At 64.0% G+C, this 16,037-nt stretch carries 12 protein-coding genes and 1 pseudogene; 7 read left to right on the top strand and 6 right to left on the bottom strand.

The annotated features are described in order from the left end of the window. Nucleotides 1-263 precede the first annotated feature (263 nt). From NKH78_RS19085 to NKH78_RS19060, 6 genes are all read left to right on the top strand, one after another. A complete protein-coding gene (locus tag NKH78_RS19085) occupies nt 264-1,448 on the top strand; it encodes an acetyl-CoA C-acetyltransferase (RefSeq protein ID WP_352452508.1) in 1,185 nt (394 codons plus the stop codon). Nucleotides 1,449-1,550: 102 nt separating this feature from the next. Next, on the top strand, nt 1,551-2,276 hold the full coding sequence (phbB, locus tag NKH78_RS19080) for an acetoacetyl-CoA reductase (RefSeq protein WP_023678447.1): 726 nt from the start codon (nt 1,551-1,553) through the stop codon (nt 2,274-2,276). A 731-nt stretch (nt 2,277-3,007) separates the two neighbouring features. Next, complete coding sequence (locus NKH78_RS19075; RefSeq protein WP_352883504.1) at nt 3,008-6,415, top strand: helicase-related protein; 3,408 nt, start codon at nt 3,008-3,010, stop codon at nt 6,413-6,415. Between the two features lie 12 nt (nt 6,416-6,427). Then, nucleotides 6,428-6,814 carry an RNA-binding S4 domain-containing protein gene (locus NKH78_RS19070; protein WP_023680553.1) on the top strand — a complete coding sequence of 129 codons (387 nt, stop codon included), beginning with the start codon at nt 6,428-6,430 and terminating at the stop codon, nt 6,812-6,814. A gap of 148 nt (nt 6,815-6,962) precedes the next feature. Next, on the top strand, nt 6,963-7,301 hold the full coding sequence (gene fdxA, locus NKH78_RS19065) for a ferredoxin FdxA (protein WP_292664799.1): 339 nt from the start codon (nt 6,963-6,965) through the stop codon (nt 7,299-7,301). A gap of 368 nt (nt 7,302-7,669) precedes the next feature. Then, complete coding sequence (locus NKH78_RS19060; protein WP_006327799.1) at nt 7,670-8,251, top strand: CarD family transcriptional regulator; 582 nt, start codon at nt 7,670-7,672, stop codon at nt 8,249-8,251. Nucleotides 8,252-8,329: 78 nt separating this feature from the next. Here the strand turns inward: NKH78_RS19060 and NKH78_RS19055 are convergent, their stop codons facing one another. The 3 genes and pseudogenes from NKH78_RS19055 to NKH78_RS19045 form a co-directional block, all read right to left on the bottom strand. Beyond that, the gene (locus NKH78_RS19055; RefSeq protein WP_352737775.1) at nt 8,330-9,100 is read right to left on the bottom strand and encodes an amino acid ABC transporter ATP-binding protein; all 771 of its coding nucleotides are present in this window, start codon (nt 9,098-9,100) and stop codon (nt 8,330-8,332) included. After that, nucleotides 9,097-9,776: pseudogene (locus tag NKH78_RS19050) on the bottom strand (ABC transporter permease subunit). The gene NKH78_RS19055 and the pseudogene NKH78_RS19050 overlap by 4 nt, the downstream one beginning before the upstream one ends. Before the next feature lie 122 nt (nt 9,777-9,898). After that, nucleotides 9,899-10,672 (bottom strand): amino acid ABC transporter substrate-binding protein, encoded by a 774-nt coding sequence (locus tag NKH78_RS19045; RefSeq protein WP_352454874.1) that lies wholly within the window; start codon nt 10,670-10,672, stop codon nt 9,899-9,901. A gap of 324 nt (nt 10,673-10,996) precedes the next feature. Between NKH78_RS19045 and NKH78_RS19040 the strand changes: the two genes are divergently transcribed. After that, the gene (locus NKH78_RS19040; protein WP_254816490.1) at nt 10,997-11,854 is read left to right on the top strand and encodes an RNA polymerase factor sigma-32; all 858 of its coding nucleotides are present in this window, start codon (nt 10,997-10,999) and stop codon (nt 11,852-11,854) included. A gap of 13 nt (nt 11,855-11,867) precedes the next feature. On the opposite strand, the gene NKH78_RS19035 is transcribed toward NKH78_RS19040, so the two are convergent. The 3 genes from NKH78_RS19035 to thiP form a co-directional block, all read right to left on the bottom strand. Further along, the gene (locus NKH78_RS19035; RefSeq protein ID WP_352737777.1) at nt 11,868-13,337 is read right to left on the bottom strand and encodes a M48 family metalloprotease; all 1,470 of its coding nucleotides are present in this window, start codon (nt 13,335-13,337) and stop codon (nt 11,868-11,870) included. A gap of 255 nt (nt 13,338-13,592) precedes the next feature. After that, entirely contained in the window at nt 13,593-14,384 is a 792-nt protein-coding gene (gene thiQ, locus NKH78_RS19030) for a thiamine ABC transporter ATP-binding protein (RefSeq protein WP_352737778.1), read from the bottom strand. Further along, nucleotides 14,381-16,000: a thiamine/thiamine pyrophosphate ABC transporter permease gene (gene thiP, locus NKH78_RS19025; RefSeq protein ID WP_352737779.1), complete on the bottom strand. Its 1,620-nt coding sequence runs from the start codon at nt 15,998-16,000 to the stop codon at nt 14,381-14,383. Before thiP ends, thiQ begins: the two co-directional genes overlap by 4 nt. Between the last annotated feature and the right edge of the window lie 37 nt (nt 16,001-16,037).

The raw sequence follows: 16,037 nt of genomic DNA, 5'->3' as shown, positions 1-16,037 counted from the left end.
ACACCGGGCAGCTTAAGTAAGCCGCCGGTAACGATTGCGCCTTTTTAAAGGATATGCGCAAAAGCGTCATGAATCCAAGCAGTTTGTGCAGTGCGGGAACATTTTATGCTGCGCAGCACGGACGGGCCGCCGTTGCAGCGACGGGCGGCATACTTGCGGGAGTGGGACGCCATGCCCATTTCGGGTTTGACTCGGGTTGTGGAAAGGGCAAGAAAAGTCCCCGACGGCACCCGAAATCATTCCCCGAAAGCCTGGAGAAGAACATGTCCGCTTCCAACGCCATCGTTGTCGCCAGTGCAGCGCGCACGCCCGTCGGCTCCTTCAACGGCGCCTTCGCCAACACCCCAGCCCATGAATTGGGTGCCGTCGCCGTCAGGGAAGCGCTGGTCCGTGCCGGCGTCGACGGCAAGGAGGTGGACGAGGTCATTCTCGGCCAGATTCTGACCGCGGCTCAAGGGCAGAACCCGGCGCGGCAGGCGGCAATGGCTGCCGGCGTACCGCAGGAGGCGACCTCCTGGGGCCTGAACCAGCTCTGCGGCTCGGGCTTGCGCGCTATCGCGCTCGGCATGCAGCAGATCGCCCAGGGCGATGCAAAAATCATCGTTGCCGGCGGCCAGGAATCGATGTCGATGGCTCCGCATGCGCAACATCTGCGCGGTGGCGTCAAGATGGGCGACTTCAAGCTGATCGACACCATGATCAAGGACGGCCTGACCGATGCCTTCTACGGCTATCATATGGGCAACACCGCTGAGAACGTCGCCCGCCAGTTTCAGATCACCCGCGACGACCAGGACCAGTTCGCACTGGCTTCCCAGAACAAGGCCGAGGCCGCGCAGAAAGCCGGGAAATTCAAGGACGAGATCGTTGCCTTTACAGTCAAGGGCAGGAAGGGCGACACCGTAGTCGACCAGGATGAATACATCCGCCACGGCGCGACAATCGATGCCATGACCAAGCTCAAGCCCGCCTTCGACAAGGAAGGCACGGTGACGGCTGCCAATGCTTCCGGCATCAACGACGGCGCCGCCGCCGTGGTGCTGATGACCGAAGCGGAAGCCGCAAGGCGCGGCATCACACCGCTGGTGCGTATCGTTTCCTGGGCGACCGCCGGTGTCGACCCGCAGATCATGGGGACGGGACCGATCCCCTCCTCGCGCAAGGCGCTGGCCAAGGCCGGCTGGTCGGTTGGCGACCTCGATCTGGTCGAAGCCAACGAGGCCTTTGCCGCGCAGGCCTGCGCCGTCAACAAGGACATGGGCTGGGATCCGGCCATCGTCAACGTCAATGGCGGCGCCATCGCCATCGGCCATCCGGTCGGCGCCTCGGGCGCCCGCATCTTCAACACGCTGGTCTACGAGATGCGCCGCAGAAGTGCCAAGAAAGGCCTTGCCACGCTGTGCATCGGCGGCGGCATGGGTGTTGCCATGTGCGTGGAAGCATTGTGATGAGATAAGCGATACGAATAGGATGCTGGCGCAAAGCGAGTAGGGAATAGAGGGCAAACCCCACCGCTTCAACGCTCAGTTCTGCATTTCCCGGGAGGACATATGACAAAGGTTGCAATCGTCACAGGCGGGTCGCGCGGCATCGGCGCGGCGATATCGGTCGCCTTGAAAAGCGCCGGCTATTCGGTCGCCGCAAACTACGCCGGCAATGAAGAAGCGGCGGCAAAGTTCAAGGCCGCGACCGGCATCCCGGTCTATAAATGGTCCGTCGCCGACTACGAGGCCTGCGCCGCCGGCATCAAACAGATAGAGGCCGATCTCGGTCCCGTCTCGGTGCTGGTCAACAATGCCGGCATCACTCGCGACGCGATGTTCCACAAGATGACGCGCGAGCAATGGAAAGAGGTCCTCGACACCAACCTTTCCGGCGTCTTCAACATGACGCATCCATTGTGGGGCGGCATGCGCGACCGCAAGTTCGGTCGCATCATCACCATCTCCTCGATCAACGGCCAGAAAGGCCAGGTCGGCCAGGTCAATTATTCGGCCTCGAAGGCCGGCGATATCGGCTTCACCAAGGCACTGGCCCAGGAAGGCGCGCGCGCCGGCATCACCGTCAACGTCATTTGCCCCGGCTACATCGCCACCGAGATGGTCAAGGCAATGGACGAGAAGGTCCTCAACGAGCGGGTCATCCCGCACATCCCGGTCGGCCGTCTCGGCGAGCCGGAGGAGATCGCGCGCTGCGTCGTCTTCCTCGCTTCCGACGATGCCGGTTTCATCACCGGCTCGACCATATCAGCCAATGGCGGCCAGTACATCGCCTGATCGTTTGTCTTTACGTTGAGACAGATACGCGCTTGGACGAACGGGCCTGCAAAACGGCCCGTTTCTATAGCGGTCTTCCCGTTGCAAGATCTCGATGCAGCACGCTGCCCCAATCCGGCACGCAAAGGTTAACGGCAAACTCGCAGCTTGTGCAAAAGCCGTCCGGCAGTCTGTGGGTTTTCGGTGGAAAAGCTGTTCACGACACAACATGTTGCGGTGAACAAACCAAGAAACTTCGGCTATCGCTGATTCGTCGCCGATTCGTTCCGGCTTTGAGCGGAACGTTAACGGCGAGAGCTGAAAACACCCGCGAATTGATTAAAGCGCATTAGGAAACATCAATAATTTCATAATGTTGTGCGAAGCAGGTTGGCCGGCCACGACCATTCACCGGCAAAGGTTAACCGCAGTGCTCGCTTGGATGCCGCTTGCATAAATCGGGCCAGTTTCCGTGATTCAGCATGTGGTGAGGTACGCCGACAGAAAACCCAGATGTAGCCGTGAACAAACCCTGAATCAGCGCGAGTCAGTGATTCGTCGCTGATTCGTTCCAGACTCGTTCCAACTGTTAATTGGGAACAGATTTTCTGGCTTCGAACCAACCAATCGGCCTGCCCTCGGCATATTCCGCTTTCGCTTCGCGCCCGAAATCCCTATGTGTCGCCTGTCATACGCGGCCAATATGGGCGCGCTCCCGACAATGCGAGGCAGAGAGCCTTATTTCCAGGCCGATGAACATCCATCCGAAACACACTGAACCGCTGATCCTGTCGGGTCGAGACGTGACGGCCGTGCTCGGCCCGACCAACACCGGCAAGACCCATCTCGCCATCGAACGCATGGTGGCGCACGAAAGCGGCGTCATCGGCCTGCCGCTCAGGCTGCTTGCCCGCGAGGTCTATACGCGCGTCTGCGAGAAGGTCGGCGCCCATAAGGTGGCGCTCATCACCGGCGAGGAAAAGATCCAGCCGGCGGGGGCGAAATACTCGGTCTGCACCGTGGAAGCGATGCCGCGCGAGACCGACGCCGCCTTCGTTGCCATCGACGAGGTCCAGCTCGCCGGCGATCTCGAACGCGGACACATCTTTACCGATCGCATCCTACATCTGCGCGGCCGGCAGGAGACGCTGCTGCTGGGCGCGGCCACCATGCACGGCATCCTGCAGCGCCTGCTGCGGGGCGTGTCGGTGGTGACCCGGCCACGCCTGTCGCATCTTGCCTATGCCGGCTCGAAGAAGCTGACCCGCCTGCCGCGGCGCACCGCGATCGTCGCCTTCTCGGCCGACGAGGTCTATGCCATCGCCGAGCTGATCCGCCGCCAGCAGGGCGGTGCCGCCGTCGTGCTCGGCGCACTCAGCCCGCGCACCCGCAACGCCCAGGTAGCGCTGTTCCAGTCGGGCGACGTCGACTACCTCGTCGCCACCGACGCCATCGGCATGGGCCTCAACCTCGACCTCGACCACGTCGCCTTCGCCCAGAATCGCAAATTCGACGGCTACCAGTACCGCAACCTGACGGCGGCCGAGCTCGGCCAGATTGCCGGCCGCGCCGGCCGGCATCTGCGCGATGGCACCTTCGGCGTCACCGGCCAGGTCGATCCGCTGGATGATGAACTGGTCAACAAGATCGAGGCGCATGATTTCGATCCGGTGAAAGTGCTGCAGTGGCGTACCGCGCATTTCGATTTCGCCAGCCTCGATGCGCTGAAGCGCTCGATCGAGACCAACGCCCCGGTCGAAGGCCTGACGCGCGCGCTGCCGGCAGTAGACGCACAGGCGCTCGAGCATCTGTCGCGCGACGAGGACGTCCGGGCACTCACCACCGATGCCAGGCGCGTGGCGCTGCTGTGGGAAGCCTGCGCGCTGCCCGACTACAGGAAGATCGCGCCGGCCCAGCACGCCGACTTGATCGCCTCCATCTACATGGACCTTGCCAGGCATGGCCATGTCGACGAGAACTACATGGCCGAGCAGGTGCGCCGTGCCGACACAACCGAAGGCGACATCGACACGCTGTCGCACAGGATTGCCCAGATCCGCACATGGACCTTCGTTTCCAACCGGCCCGGCTGGCTGGCCGATCGGGCACACTGGCAGGAAAAGACGCGCGAAATCGAAGACAGATTGTCGGATGCGCTGCATGAGCGGTTGACGAAACGTTTTGTAGACCGCAGGACTTCCGTCCTCATGCGGCGCCTTAGAGAAAACACGATGCCTGAAGCCGAAATCAGCCCAACCGGAACCGTCCTCGTCGAAGGCCATCACGTCGGCGAGTTGCAAGGTTTCCGCTTCACCGCCGACCAGAGCGCCGGCGGCGAAGACGCCAAGGCGGTGCGGGCGGCGGCGCAGAAGGCGCTTGCCGCCGAGTTCGAGGCGCGGGCCGAGCGCTTCGGCGCCTCGGCCAATGGCGACATCGCGCTGGGTTCGGATGGCACGCTGCGCTGGATCGGCGCGCCGATCGGCACGCTGGTCGCCGGCGAAGACGCTTTGAAGCCGCGTCTGGTTCTGCTGGCCGACGAGCAACTCACCGGCCCGGCCCGCGACAAGGTTGCGGCGCGCGCCGAGCGCTTCGTCAACTTCCAGATCGAATCCCTGCTGAAGCCGCTGGTCGATCTCAAGAATGCCGAGCAGATCACCGGCATCGGCCGCGGCATCGCTTTCCAGCTTGTCGAGCATTTCGGCCTCATCAACCGTCGCGACATCGCCGACGAGATGAAGTCGCTCGACCAGGAAGGCCGCGCGGCGCTTCGCCGTCTCGGAGTGCGCTTCGGCGCCTACCATGTCTTCGTGCCGGCGCTGATCAAACCGGCGCCGGCCGGGCTGATAACGCTGCTGTGGGCGCTGAGAAACGACGGCAAGGACAAGCCCGGCTTCGGCGATGTCGTTCACGCACTGGCCTCCGGCCGCACCTCGGTGGTCATCGATCCGACCTTCGACAAGACCTTCTACAAGCTTGCCGGCTACCGCAATCTTGGCCGGCGTGCTGTACGCGTCGATATTCTCGAACGGCTGGCCGACCTGATCCGGCCGGCGACCAACTGGAAGCCGGGCCTCGGCCCTCGCCCCGACGGCGCCTATGACGGCCAGTCCTTCATGGTGACGCCGCCGATGATGTCGATTCTCGGCGCCACCGCCGACGACATGGAAGAAATCCTGAAGGGACTCGGCTATCGCGCCGATGCCAAACCGGCGGCCGAGGTCAAGGCGCGGCTCGAAGCACAGGACAATGCCGCGCGTGAAGCTGCCGCTGCAAAGCAGGCGGCGGAAGAGACTGCGCGCGTCGAGCAGGCGAGGATGGCGGAAGCATCTGCCGCGGCAGAGCCGCCGGCGGAGGCTTCGGAACCTGTGTCGGATGCGGCTCCTGTTGCGGAGGCGGCGGCCGAAGCTGTGACCGAAGCGACGGCAGAGCCTGTCGCGGAAGCTCCAGCCCCTGAAGCTGAGGCAGAAGTCACGCAAGAGACCCGGCCCGCCGCGGAGGCAACTGCTGAAGCGCCTGCGGAACCAACGGCCGAGCCAAGGGCGGAACCTGGGGCGGAAACTGAGGCTGCGGCACCGGCAGAACCGCCGGTTTCCGACACTACGGAAGCATCGCCGGCCGAACCTGCAGCAACGACGGAAGCCGTCTCCGGCGAAGCTGCTCCAGAAGCCGAGGAGCCAAAACCTGTCCTGTTATGGCGGCAGGGTCGTTTCGACCAGCGCCCGCGTCATCGCCAGCATGACAACCGCCCCCGGGACAATCATCGGGACCATCGCGCGCGCAGTGGTCAAGCTGCGCTGGACAGCCGCAGCGATGCGCCGGTAGATGCCGGCGGGCAACCGACGCCGGGCGACCGGCCCGCCCGTCAGGGGCGCCACGACCAGCGCGACGGCGCCGGCAAGCCGCGCTTCGATCGCAGCAAGTTCCAGCCCAGGCCGCAAGGCGAGGCGGCAGAGCAGCGCGCCGGCAAGCCGCAAGGTGAACGCCCGGACCGGCGCGAAAACCGGCCCGACTGGAAGGCTGGCCGGCAGGACGGCAAAGGCGGCGCCCAAGGCGCAAAACCCGCCTTCCAGCCAAAGCCGCGTGAGGAACGCCCCGTCCGCTTCGACCCGGACTCGCCCTTCGCCAAGCTCGCCGCGTTGCGCGACCAGCTGAAGAAGTAAGCTGCTCGTCCAATGGTCACTGATGCCCGCCAGCGCATCGACAAGTGGTTGTTCTTCTCGCGCGCGGTAAAATCGCGCACGCTGGCAGCCAAGCTGGTCGTCGCCGGACGCGTCCGCATCAATCGCGACAAAGCAGCGCAGGCCTCCGACACGGTCCGGCCGGGCGACGTTTTGACCATCACGCTGGAGCGGCGGATCTTCGTCTGGAAAGTCCTTGGCACCGGCGTACGGCGTGGCCCGGCCGAAGAGGCCCGCCTGCTCTACGAGGACATGTCGCCGCCCCCCGCGCCCAAGGGCGAGGCGCTTCCGGATGCGGTGCCGCCGTTGCGCGAGGCCGGCAGCGGTCGCCCGACGAAGAAGGAACGCCGCCAGACCGACCACCTGCTCGGCGACGATTGAGCAAGGTCGAACGCCCGCTTTGCCGGCCTTCCGGAATTCCATTCCGGAAACCGCGGCACCGCTGACAGGGGCCGCCCTTGCCACCAGCGGACAAAGGCGTTACCTCACCAAAAAAGCCCAACAAAATGGGACGTCCCGGAGCCGACCAATGACCTATGTCGTGACCGACAATTGCATAAAATGCAAATACATGGACTGCATCGAGGTCTGTCCGGTCGACTGCTTCTACGAAGGTGAGAACATGCTCGTCATCCACCCGGACGAGTGCATCGATTGCGGCGTCTGCGAACCGGAATGCCCGGCCGACGCAATCAAGCCCGACACCGAGTCGGGTCTCGACAAATGGCTGCAGATCAACACCGAATATGCCGAGAAATGGCCCAACATCACCGCCAAGAAGGAGCCGCCGGCCGACGCTAAAAATTTCGATGGCGAAACTGGCAAGTTCGAGAAATATTTCTCCCCGGAGCCCGGCGAAGGCGACTGACGAGCCTGCCGGCTGCGGTGGCCTGACGCCGCGTAACAGACGTGATACATTAACTGCCTTGACAGGCGGCGACGGCGCGCGGCCTTCGCGCGTGCAGCAAAACCTTGATTCTTCCGACTTTTTGTGCTATATGAGCCAAACATGCCGGTGACACAACGTCGATTTATGGCGCAAACGCCCCAAATCACTGAAAGGTGAATTTCTCAATCCGGACCAGAGCGATCTGGGGCAGGCGGTCGCAATGTTGCGATTTGCCGGTCCTGGCCTTTCCGGTGAGTTCATCGTTGTGTGGCTAAGGACCGGTCACCCCGGTCGTACGAGTTCGGGCCGGCACGATGCCGGTACCACAACAAGGAGTTCAGGGCGTAATGGCAACGATCACCCCGCAGAAGAAGTCCACCGCAGCGCGCCACGGTTTCAAGACCGGCGAATACATCGTTTATCCGGCGCATGGTGTCGGCCAGATCGTCTCGATTGATGAGCAGGAAGTCGCGGGCCACAAGCTGGAGCTGTTCGTCATCGACTTCCAGAAGGACAAGATGCGCCTCAAGGTGCCGGTCGCCAAGGCGACCTCGATCGGCATGCGCAAGCTGTCGGAAGAGGATTATGTCGAGCGCGCGCTGAAGGTCGTGCAGGGCCGCGCCCGCGTCAAGCGCACCATGTGGTCACGCCGTGCCCAGGAATATGATGCCAAGATCAACTCCGGCGATCTGATCTCGATCTCGGAAGTGGTGCGCGACCTTTACCGCGCCGATAACCAGCCGGAGCAGTCCTATTCCGAGCGCCAGCTCTACGAGGCGGCCCTCGACCGCATGGCCCGCGAGATCGCGGCCGTCAACCGCATGTCGGAGACCGAAGCGGTCCGCCTCATCGAGGTGAACCTCAACAAGGGCCCGAAGCGCGGCGCTAAGGCCGACAACGAGGAAGCCGAGCAGGAAGAAGCCGCCTGAGCTTTTCTCGTCTTCGAATTCAGAAAAACCCGGCCTCGCGCCGGGTTTTTTGTTTTGGCTGACCGGCGACGGGCATATCTAACCTTCGCCGCCCTCCCTTTCCGCCTCGTGCTTCAGTGTGGCGATGAACCGCTTGGTCCGCTGGCGTTCCGGGTTGCTGAACAGCACCGCGGCCGGGCCTTGTTCGACGATGTTGCCGGCATCGAGGAACACCACTTCCCGCGCGATCTTGGAGGCGAGCCGCAGATCATGCGTCGCCATCACCATGGTCGTGCCCTCGCTGGCGAGCTTGCCGAGCACGTCGACCACCTCCTGCGCCAGTTCCGGATCGAGTGCAGAGGTCGGCTCGTCGCAGAGCAGGACTTTCGGCGAAGGCGCCAGAGCCCGGGCAATCGCCACGCGCTGCTGCTGGCCACCTGACAGCGTCGCCGGCCAGGCATCGGCCTTGTGCGCCATGCCGACCTTTTCGAGCAGGGCCAGCGCCCGTTCGCGCGCCCTCTCCTTGGGCCATTTCAGCACCGTCACCAGCCCCTCCATGATGTTCCCGATCGCGGTGCGATGCGGAAACAGCTGGAAATTCTGGAACACCATGCCGGTCTGCAGCCGCAGCCGCTGGATATCCCTGGTCGAGACCCTGCCGCCGGGGCGGAATTCAAGTGCATCGTCGCCGATCCGTACCGTGCCTGAAGTCGGGAGCTCGAGCAGGTTGATGCAGCGCAAAAGCGTGCTCTTCCCTCCGCCCGACGGTCCGACAAGCGCCGTAACGCTGCCTTCCTCGATGGTGACGGTCACGCCCTTCAGCACAAGATTGTCGCCGAAACGCTTTTCGATGTTGGTGAGGCCGATCATGCGCGCGCCTCCAGGAAGCCGCCATAACGGTTTAGCCGCGTTTCCAGCCGCGCCTGCAAGGCCGACAGCACGGAGCTCATGATCAGATAGAGGGCCGCTGCCTCGACATAGAGGATCAGCGGCTCATAGGTGGTGGCGACGATGCGCTGCGCTGCCTGGAACATCTCCGGCACCGTGATGGCGGCGGCGAGCGAAGTGTCCTTGACCAGCGAGATGAAGGTGTTGGACAGCGGCGGCACGGCGACGCGCCCCGCCTGTGGAAGAATGGTGCGCCGCATTGCCTGGGCCCAGGTCATGCCGATCGAATAGGCCGCTTCCCACTGGCCCTTGGGCACCGAACCGATGACGGCGCGGATTATTTCCGACGAATAAGCACCGATGTTCAAGGTGAAGCCGATCAGTGCTGCCGGAAAGGCGTCGAGCAGGATGCCGACCGATGGCAGGCCGTAGAAGATAAGGAACAGTTGCACGAGAAGCGGCGTGCCGCGGAATATCCAGACGTAGAAGCGGACCACGGCGACCAGCGGTTTGGGACCGAACAGCCGGACAAGCGCCACAACCAGGCCTAGTACAAGACGAATGCAAACGACAGCAGCGTCAGCGGCACGGTGAAGATCAGTGCAGCCCATAGCAGCGTAGGCAGGGATTCCAGCATCAATTGCAGCCAGTGCGGCACGAAGGCTCCTCCTTGCCAGATTGCCGTCGCTCATATCACGCGAAAGCGGCGGGCCGTCAAAAGACAGCTCGCCGCGATATGAACGACGTGGGCCGGCGTTCGGCCCACACGAGAAAGCCGTTTTACTTCGAAACGTCCTGGCCGAAATAGGTGTCGGCGATTTTCTTGTAGGTGCCGTCGGCCTTGATGTCGGCCAGCGCCTTATTGATGGCGGCCACCAGTTCCGGATCGCCCTTGCGCACGATGACGCCGGAATAGTCGGCGTTTTCTTCCTGGGCGGCAATCTTCACATTGGCGTCGGGCTTGTGCTTCTTGAAGTCGAGGAAGGACAGGCTGTCGTTGATGGTGGCGTCGGCGCGGCCCGTAAGAAGCAGCTGGATCGACTGGTCGAAGCCGTCGGTGCCAACGAGTTCGGCTCCGTTGGTTTCAGCCAGCTTGCCGAAGTTCGAAGTCAGTGATTGCGCCGCCTTCTTGCCCTTGAGATCGGCGAAGCTCTTGATATCGGTGTTGTCGCCGCGCACGATCAGCACCGCCTTGGAGGCGATGTAGGGATCCGAAAAGTCATATTTGGCCTTGCGCGCCTCGGTGATGCCGACCTCGTTGATGACGGCATCGTAGCGGTTGGCATCGAGACCGGCGATCAGCCCGTCCCATTTGCCTTCGAGGAACTGGGCTTTGACGCCGAGGCGCTCGGCGATGGCCCGCGCGATCTCGACGTCGAAGCCGACCAGCGCGCCGGAAGCATCATGATAGGTGAAGGGCGCATAGGTTCCTTCTGTGCCGACCTTGAAGACGCCGGACTGCTTGATCTGGTCGAGATTGGCGCCGGCGTGACCGGCGGCGATGGCCAGAACCTGCAGCGTTCCGGCGATGATGAGCGATTTGAGCCATTTCATTTTTCTGTGATCCGTCCTTGGCCGGTATCCGGCGTCATTGCGAGTGCCGGAAAATGACAGATGCGCGATGCCAGAATAAGAAACTGAATTTCAAAAATCCCGCGCCCTTGAAATCCAATTCTCAACCAGCATCTCCCGGCGCCATCCGGCTGAGTCAAGGCCGGCGGCGAATCGCCTGGAACAGCGCAATCGACATGACAGTCCGGGGGAACATTCCCCCGCATGGCACGTTCTTCGCTGTTGTAGGGCGCGGCGCCGCCATTTCAACCATCGGCGCCAACTCACGATTCGATCGCACCGCAACGCCTGAAGCAGGAGCGCGGCATGATGGAAGACAGTGCAGGACGGACCATGGTTCGCGCGGCGATGAAAGCCCCTTATCTGGAACGTGACGAAGAGCATCTCCTGGCGCTGCGCTGGAAGGAAAACAATGACCAGCACGCGCTGCACCGCATCACCGTCGCGCATATGCGGCTGGTCATTTCCATGGCGTCGCGGTTTCGCCACTACGGCCTTCCGCTGGGCGACCTGATCCAGGAAGGCCATGTCGGGCTGCTGGAGGCCGCGGCCCGTTTCGAACCCGAGCGCGAGGTGCGGTTCTCGACCTACGCGACTTGGTGGATTCGCGCCTCGATGCAGGACTATATCCTGCGCAACTGGTCGATCGTGCGCGGCGGCACCAGCTCGGCGCAAAAGGCGCTGTTCTTCAACCTGCGGCGTCTGCGCGCCCGCCTGGCAAACGGCGCCGAGCAGACGTCGAATGCCACGCTCTACCGCGAAGTGTCGGCGGCTCTCGGGGTATCGGAAGCCGATGTGGCGATGATGGATTCCCGCCTTTCGGCGCCGGACAGCTCGCTCAACACGCCGCTAGCCGACGATGCGGGCGCAACCGAGCGGATGGAGTTCCTGGTTTCGGATGACCCGCTGCCCGATGAGGTCGTCGGCGATACGATCGACGTCGAACGCCGCTCGGTGTGGCTGAAGACGGCACTCGGCGCTCTCAATGCGCGCGAGCTCAGGATTATCGAGGAACGCCGGCTGAGCGACGAGGGCGCGACGCTCGAAGCGCTCGGCGAGACGCTCGGCATCTCCAAGGAACGTGTCCGGCAGATCGAGGCGCGCGCCATGGAAAAGCTCAAGGCGGCGCTGGTAAAGCAGAATCCGGAATTTCTCGCAGCCTGAATCGCGTCGGCTGCTATTTGTCGGTGACGATCTTGACCTTGTCGCCGGCCGAAACCGCGGCGCCCGGCGACAGCGCGTTGAGCACCCTGAACAAATCCAGCTTGCGGTCGACGCCGACCATCTGTGCGGCCAGGGAGCCCATCGTCTGGCCGGGCTGCACCGTGACGATGCGGATACGCAGTGGCTTCAGTGCTGCCTTCTCGGCAGCACTCAGGATGCGGAACGAGCCGCTGACCGAGCGCGCCACCGTGCTCAGCGAGGTGCTGGCCGACGGTGCAGCAGTCAGCAAGCGGTAGACCTGGCCGCCGGCGCGGATCACCGCAATGTCGAATTGCCAGCCATCGGCGCCGGCATGCGCGGTTGCCGCTTCGTTGCCGTTGATCGTCTCCTGGCGCACGCTGCTGTCGTCGAGGCCGGCAACCCAGCCGCTGCGGATGTAGTCGGTCAGCGAGCGGTCCTTGTCGATCGAAACGCCATCGAAGCGGATTGCCATGTCGCCCGGGCCTGTGGCGGTCACCGCCGCCGCCGAATTGTCGATGATGAAGCCGTTGGGCACCGAGAACGACACGCCGAGGCCAGGATGCAGGAAGGTTTCGCCGCGCACATAGCCTTCCTCGGGCGTGTCGCCGTAAAGCAGCCCGTCTACGCCGGCAAGGAATGAATCGCGGTCGCGCGACCCGACGCCGGGCGCGCCGAACTGGCGGGCGTGGCGCTGCGCGAGATCGATACGCTGCGGCGTGTTGGGGTGCGTCGCCAGGAAGTCGAGGCTGGCGTCGGTGGCGCCGCTGATCGAGCGGAAATCGGTATAGGCCGACATCGACTGCAGGAAGCGGCCGGCGGCGTAGGGGTCGAAACCGGCTTCACCGATCGACTTGATGCCGATGGCGTCCGCTTCCAGCTCCTGATTGCGCGAGAACTGGGCCAGCCTCAGCTTGCCGCGGATCAGCGCCGCCTTGGCCGTCGGGTTGTCGCCGAGCACATCCGAAACAACCTTGGTCGCCAACCCCTCCTCGGCTTCCAGCTGCTGGCGCTGCAGGCCGTGGTTGGCTGTAACGTGGCCCATCTCATGCGCAATGACGGCGGCCAGCTCGGCGGAATCGTTGGCCAGCGCCAGCAGCCCGCGGGTGATGTAGAGATAACCGCCCGGCAGCGCGAAGGCATTGACGTTGGGCGAGTTGAGGATGGTGATGCGGTAGGTCTGGGTCGGGTTGGCCGACACCACGGTCAGTCTGCCGACGACCTTGGCCACCATGCGCTCGAGCTTGGGGTCGGAATACTCGCCGCCATAGGTGGCGAGGATGCGCGGGTGTTGCGCCTTCGCCAGTTGGGCGAGCTTGCTGTTGGCGGCGACATTGTCGACCGTGATCGGCTTGTCGGAGGGCTGGAAGCCCGATTCCTGCACGTCGGGAGGCGTGAACATCTGGCAGCTTGCCAGCGCCACGGCAAGACCGGCCAGCGCCAGAAAGCGCGCCAGCGGTTTCACCCTCCGATTGTCGATGCCGGTCGGCAGATCGGCTTCCTTTCAAGTCCTGGCACGTGACCGCGAAAATCGGGCGCGATTTCCGAAAAGCATCACGCGCAAAGTCAAGTGCTATGGCGTCCTTCGTGCGTCCGACAGATACGAGGCAGCAAGGGCAAATCACGGTCTAGGCCGGACCAGCTCCTGGCGGACCTAGCCACACTACCTCGACCATGGCAAGCAAGCGCCGCTTCGCCTTCCGCCGGTTTGACCATAAATTTATGTCCGCTTCCGGGCAACATCTCGTGATCCAGCCGCAAACGGACCCGAGCCGATATAGCGTCGGAATGCCTCCGGTCCAGCCCCGACGAAAAAATCGGCGGCGGTGCCGGTCGCGGCAACCGTGCCACCATCCAGGAAAACCATGTTTTGGCCGATACGGCGCGCATCGTCCGGCTGGTGCGTGACGAATAGCACCGTCATGCGCTGCTCCGAATGAACGTCGGCCACCAGATCGAGCATGTCGTCGCGCAGTGCCGGTCCGAGCGAAGCGAACGGCTCGTCGAGCAACAGCACCGGCCGGTCGCGCACCAGGACCCGGGCGAGCGCGACACGCTGCCGCTCGCCGCCGGAGAGTTCGCGCGGCAGCCGGCTTTCCTTGCCGGCAAGACCGACGCGCTTCAGCGCTGCGGCGATTGCGGCGCGGTCAGCCTCGCTCAGCCTGAGCGAAGGCGAGCGGCCGAGCCCGACATTCTGCTCGATCGACAGATGGGCAAACAGGTTGTTTTCCTGGAACACCATCGATACCGGCCGCGCTGATGGCGGCGCAGTGCTGACGTCGGCGCCGCCGATCAGCACGCGGCCCGACCGCGGCGTCTCGAAACCGGCCACCAGATTGAGCAGCGTCGACTTTCCCGAACCGCTCGGCCCCATGATGGCGGTGATTTCCGACGCCCGGAAATCGACATCGAACATAAGCGGCGTTTCACCATAGCTGAACGAGACATTATCGAGCCGCACGGCCGCGCCTTTTTCCACCGAAATGGACCGTTCCGGGCTGATCGGCATCATGATTTCTCCCTCCTTCCCAGCCAGTCCGCGGCCAACACCAGCGCCAGGCAGACAAGGCCGAGCAGCAGCGCCAGGCCGGCGGCATCCTCGGTGCGGTAACTGCCCATGCGCGCCAGCAACAGATAGGGCAAGGTCTGCACGGAATCGCTGCCGAACAGCGCAATGACGCCGAGATCGCCGAGCGACAGCGCCATGGCGAACGCGAAGCCGGTGGCGAGCGGCCGCCGCAGCGACGGCCAGTCGACCAGCCGCAACCGGTTCCAGCCCGAGATGCCAAGCTGTGCGCAGAGCCGTTCGTGGCGTTCGCTCGCCGCGTCATAGGCAGGGCGGATGGCGCGGATGGCGAACGGCATCGCCATCACCGCATTGACCGCAACGACCATGACAGGGGCGATCGCAAAGACATCGCCGACGGTGCGCAGGAGCAAGAACCAGCCGGCACCGATGACGATGGGCGGCACCACCAGGACGAACCCCGCACCGGTGTCGGCCAGGTGTTCGAGCAGCGTCCTCCTGCCGCTCCGCCGGGTGAGCGCCAGCGCCCGGCGCGCCATGACCAGCGACAGCGACAACGCCACAGAGAGCAGCGCCGACAGGAGGGAGAGCACGGCACTGGTCGCCGTCGCTTGCCGCACCGCGCTCTCGCCGGCCAGGCGGCCGAGATCGGCGCCAAGCCCGGCTGCCAGCGTGGCCGCCATCGGCCCGGCGACAAACAACAGTGCGAGCCCGATCGCCAATGCGTTCAGCACGGTCTCGGCCGCACCGGCTGAAAAATACCGGCGCGGCGCCACCGGCAGATTGGCATCCCCGACCATATTGGCGCCGAGCCGCGTCAAGGCCAGCACGACGACGAAGGTCAGGGCAATCTGCAGCAGGGTCAGCGTCACAGCCCGGGCCGGGTCGAAGTCGAAACGCAGCGCCTGGTAGATGGCAACCTCGAGCGTCGTCGCGCGCGGCCCGCCACCGAGCGTAAGCACGATGGTGAAGGAGGTGATGCACAGCATGAAAACGAGCCCGGCAACGCCCGGCAAGGCCGCACGCAGCGGCGGCCATTCGATCAGCCGGAAGGCCGGCGCAGCCCCCATGCCAAGCTGGCTCGCCAGCCGCCATTGGTTAGCCGGCACGGTCTGCAACGCCTCCAGGAACAGCCGCGTCGCCAGCGGCAGGTTGAAGAAGACATGGGCGACGAGTATGCCCGACAAGCCATAGATGCCGGGCCAGCTCTGGCCGCCTAGCGCGCCCAGCGTGCCGGCGAAATAGCCGGCGCGGCCATAGAGCGCCAAGACACCGAGGGCGGCAACAATGGCCGGCAGCGCCAGCGGCACGGCGAAAAGCTGCAAGATAAAGCCTCGCCCGAAAAAACGCGGATGCCGCGACAGGGCACGCGCGACGAACAGGGCCGGTGCAACGGAGAGCAGGGTCGACAGCAGAGCCTGCCAGAGCGTGAAACGGACGACGCGCAAGAGATAGGAATCGAAAGCGGCGGCGGCGCCGGACAGGTCGCGTGTGGCTTCGACGACGAGCCCGGCGAATGCACCGCCGATCAGCAGCGCGATGGCGGCGAGCGCGACGATGCCGGCAGTGACGCGGGGATCGGCCGGATGACGCGTAGGCATGTCGCGCTACCCGACACTACGACAGGCGTAGATCGAA

Source organism: Mesorhizobium sp. M0910 (genome assembly GCF_040319465.1).
In the GTDB taxonomy this organism is placed as follows: Bacteria; Pseudomonadota; Alphaproteobacteria; order Rhizobiales; family Rhizobiaceae; genus Mesorhizobium.
The sequence above is the reverse complement of the archived record's forward strand: the minus strand, read 5'-3'. Positions and strand labels throughout refer to the sequence as shown.